Raw genomic sequence first — 3953 nt, 5'->3', positions numbered from 1 at the left:
GGTCCCGGTCCAGCCGCACGGTCCTGCGGTGCCGCACTGCCTCGCGGCCACGCGAGTAGCCGTCGTGCTCGGCCGTCCACTTCGCGCCGTCCGCCACCAGGACGGAGGTGCGGGCGTGCCGCGTCCACATGAACGGGCCGCCGGACTGGGACTGGTTGCGGCCGTCCAGCTCCAGCGTGTTGTGCCCGAGCGTGGAGCGGAAGTAGCTGCGCCACTCCGGTTGCCCGTGGTAGCAGTAGGTGCCCGGGTCGGCGAGGATGTCGACGCCGTCGTACCGGATCTCCACCGACAGCGCGTCGGCGTGGGCATGCGCCGCGATGGACAGGAACCCGTGCGGTCCGCCGTCACAGCGGCACCAGATCTCGCCGAGGGCACCGGCGGCACGCATGATCGTCATCCCCGCGTCCGCGAGGTGCGTCGGCCGCTCCGCCGGGCGCGCGGCGTCGGCCCGCACCCCGTTGGACAGCGCGGTGAGCAGTGAGGTCCGAACGTCCTCAGCGGACTTCTTCGGCCACCACTTCAGTCGGCCGAACAGCAGGTCGCCGGTGTGCAGCAGGCTCGCCCACCGGTGCGTGCCGCGCCCGTCCACCATCAGCCCGTGCCCGTCGTCGGCGTCGCCCTGCCGCGGCGGGTACCCCTTGACGTCGACGATCGCGGCCAGCGCGTCGCACATCCGCATGAGCACGAGCCAGGTCGTGTCCGGCACGGTGACCCCGGCCGCGTCCGCCTCGACGGCCGCGACGAGCCCCAGCTCCAGGACCAGCCCGTGGTACTCGGTGGCCAGCTCGCGGTTGAGCCCGGACGCGAACGTGTTGCGGTGCAGCTGCTCGTCGAGCAGGCTCAGCGCGGTCGCGCGCCAGGTCGGCGTCTCCGGGAACCAGTCGAAGGCGCAGGCGGCCACGAGCTGCCCGGCGGCCTCCGCGATCACGTGGTTGTTGGCCGACGAGCCGTGGCTGCCGAGCGACGCGAGCCAGCGCTGGTGGTGCCAGATCTGGTGCAGCGCGTCGGAGTTCTCCTCGAACAGGGCGGCGGCGCCGGACCAGCGGTCGAGCAGCCGGCGCACCCACGCCCAGGAGATCAGCCGGATGCCCAGCTCGATGCCGCTGACCCAGTGCACCCCGTGCAGCGGCGGGTTCGCCGCCCACCACGACCGCAGGTGCTCGGCCACGCGCTCGGCGTACCGCTCGTCACCGGTGAGTGCGAACGCCGCGGCGAGGACCGTGAGGTGCTGGTGGCGCGACGGTTCCCACAGCTGCTTGATGTCCCCGACGGTGTGCTCGTCCCGGTAGGGGATGTCGAAGGCGTAGCGGTCGGTGGGTGCGCGCCGGCCGGTCCTCGGGTCCCACGACCAGTCGGGGTCGACCATGTCCTCACGGGTGACGCCGAAGTACTCCGCGCGCCCGGCCATCAGCTCGTCGGCCGTGTTGAGCAGCCGTTTTCTGGCCGCCTCCGGCACGGCCGCGAGCGCCTGGTCGGGCAGCACGGACACGAACCGCCGGTTGGGCAGCCAGACGGCCCTCATCGACCCGGCCTCGTCGACCCCGCGCCGCCATCGGTGGACGCGGGCGGCGATGACCGCACGGGTGGCCATCTCGCGTGGCCCCATGCGGGAGAGCCGGCGCAGGTACCAGGTGGGCCTCATGCCACGGGCTCGGCTTCTATGCGGACCGGCACCCCGGCGTTGAGACTGGCCTCGACGGCGAGGGTCGCCCGGGTGGTGGCGGCGAGCGAGTCGAGCGGGACGGGCATGGGCGCGCCGGTCATGACGGCCTTCAGGAACTCACGCACCTCGGTCGCCTGGCCCTTGTCCCGGCCCTTGGGGATGCGGGAGCTGGCCCACTTCTTGCGCCCGAACACGGCGGCGCGGGCGAAGTCGTCGAACTTGAGCACCTTGCCGTCGGCCGTGAGGTCGATGGTCTCCTTCTGGAACTGCGTGGAGCCGCTGGTGGCGTAGGTGATCGTGGCGGTCGAGCCGTCCGGGTACTTGAGGACGGTCTGCAGGTCGTTCTGGCCCGGGGTGGCCGCCGCGTAGACGGTCGTGGGGTCGTCGCCGACCAGCCAGGAGACGGTGTCGATGAAGTGCCCGCCCTCGCCGGTGAAGCGGGTGCCCTCGGCGTCCTGGGCGTACCAGCTGTTGCCGTCCAGCCGGCCCGCGTTGACCAGGTACCGGATGGAGGCCGGCCCGATGCGCCGCCCGAAGCGGATCCGGGCCTCGTTGAGCAGTGGTGCGAACCGCCGGTTGAACCCGACCTGCAGCCGGTCGTTCCCGGTCTTCTCGACGGTCGTCAGAATGCGGGCGAGGTCGTCGGTGGAGAGGGCGAGCGGCTTCTCGACGAAGACGGCCTTGCCCGCCTCCAGCGCGCGGATCGTGAGATCGGCATGCGTACTGTGCCGCGTGACGACGAAGACCGCGTCGATGCTGTCGTCGTCGAGCACCTGGTCCAGCACGGTCGAGGCGTCGGTGAACCCGAACTTCCGCTTGGCGTTGGCCGCGGAAAGCGCCGAGGTGGTGACCACCCGATGGAGGTCAACGGCATCGTTCTCCGCCAGATGGGGCAACAACATCGACGAGGCGTAGTTCCCAGCCCCGACAAACCCCACCCGAAGCGTGGACTTCCGTACCCCAGCCGAGTATCCCCCGAGCGAAAGTCCCTTTGATGCGTCCGGGGGGCCCCCGATTTCAACGCTACCAGTGGGCACCGACAATTCCCGGGCCTCGTCGTCGGAGAGGGCGTCGGAGAGGGCTTTGTCGGCCTGGGTTTCGTCGGCGAGGGCGTCGCTGGGCAGGGCCTCGACGGCCGAGACCCCGTTGGGCGGGACCGAGCCGGCCGAGACCTCGCTGGGCGGGACCGAGCCGGCCGAGACCTCGCCGAGGAGAGCCGGGCCGGTCGAGGCCTCGCCGGGCAGGAGTTCGCCGGGCAGGAGTTCGCTGGACGGGAGTTCGCTTGGCGGGACCTCGCTTGGCGGGACCTCGCTTGGCGGGACCTCGCCGGTGAGGGCAGAGTCGGCCGGGACCTCGCCGGGCAGAGCGTCGTCGATGAGGATCTCTTCGGTGCGGGTCTCTTCGGCTTCGGGGTAGCCGAACAGGACGGCCACCGCCTTCAGTTCGCCGGCGTTCAGGGACCGGTAGGTCTCCACCGCGTCGTCGAACGAGGCCACGTGGGTGATCAGCGGCTCGACGTCGATCCGGTCGCGGGCGGCGAGGTCCAGGAAGCACTCCAGGTTCCGCCGCTCGGTCCAGCGCACGTACCCGATCGGGTAGTCCCGGCCCTCCAGCTCGTACGAAGCGTCATATCGGCCCGGCCCGTAGGACCTGGAGAACCGGACGTTCAGCTCCTTCTCGTAGTACGCGTTCCACGGCAGGTTGAGGCTGCACTTCCCGATGTCCACCACGGTCCCGCGGTCCCGCGCCAGCTTCGCCGCCAGCTCGACCGGCTGGTTCGTCGAGCCGCCCGCCGCCAGGTAGACCTGGTCGACCCCGAACCCACCGGTCAGCTCCGCCACCGCCGTGTCGACCACGTCCGACCCCGGCGCGGCGCAGACGGCCGCACCCACCGACTCCGCCAGCGCGCACCGCGACGGGTCGGGGTCCGCGCCGATCACCTTCACGCCGGACGCCACCAGCAGCTGCACCACCAGCTGGCCGATCAGCCCCAGCCCGATCACCAGCGCGACGTCGCCCAACGTCGGCTCGCCCCGCCGCACGCCCTGCATCGCGATCGAACCGACGGTGCCGAACGCCGCGTGTCGCGGGTCGAGGGTCGCCGGGACCCGCGCGTACAGGTTCTTCGGCACCCAGTTGACCTCGGCGTGCAGTGCGTGCTCGTTCCCGGCGCAGGCCACCAGGTCACCGACTGTCACGTCGTCGATGCCCGGACCGACCGCCGTCACCACACCGCAGAGTGAGTAACCCAACGGGGTGTACGAGTCGAGCTTGCTGGTCACCTTGCGGT

2 protein-coding genes are annotated in these 3953 nt (G+C 71.4%); both read right to left on the bottom strand.

Translation table 11 applies throughout. The annotated features are described in order from the left end of the window. On the bottom strand, positions 1 to 1642 hold a 1642-nt coding region (locus tag ACJ73U_RS32215), incomplete at its 3' end, for an alginate lyase family protein (RefSeq protein WP_407781509.1). Continuing rightward, the coding region (locus tag ACJ73U_RS32210) for a bi-domain-containing oxidoreductase (protein ID WP_407781508.1) at positions 1639 to 3953 on the bottom strand (2315 nt) is incomplete at its 5' end. The genes ACJ73U_RS32215 and ACJ73U_RS32210, both read right to left, overlap by 4 nt.

The organism is Actinophytocola sp. (assembly GCF_045807065.1).
Lineage (GTDB): Bacteria > Actinomycetota > Actinomycetes > Mycobacteriales > Pseudonocardiaceae > Actinophytocola.
This window is presented reverse-complemented; position numbering and strand designations above follow the sequence as displayed.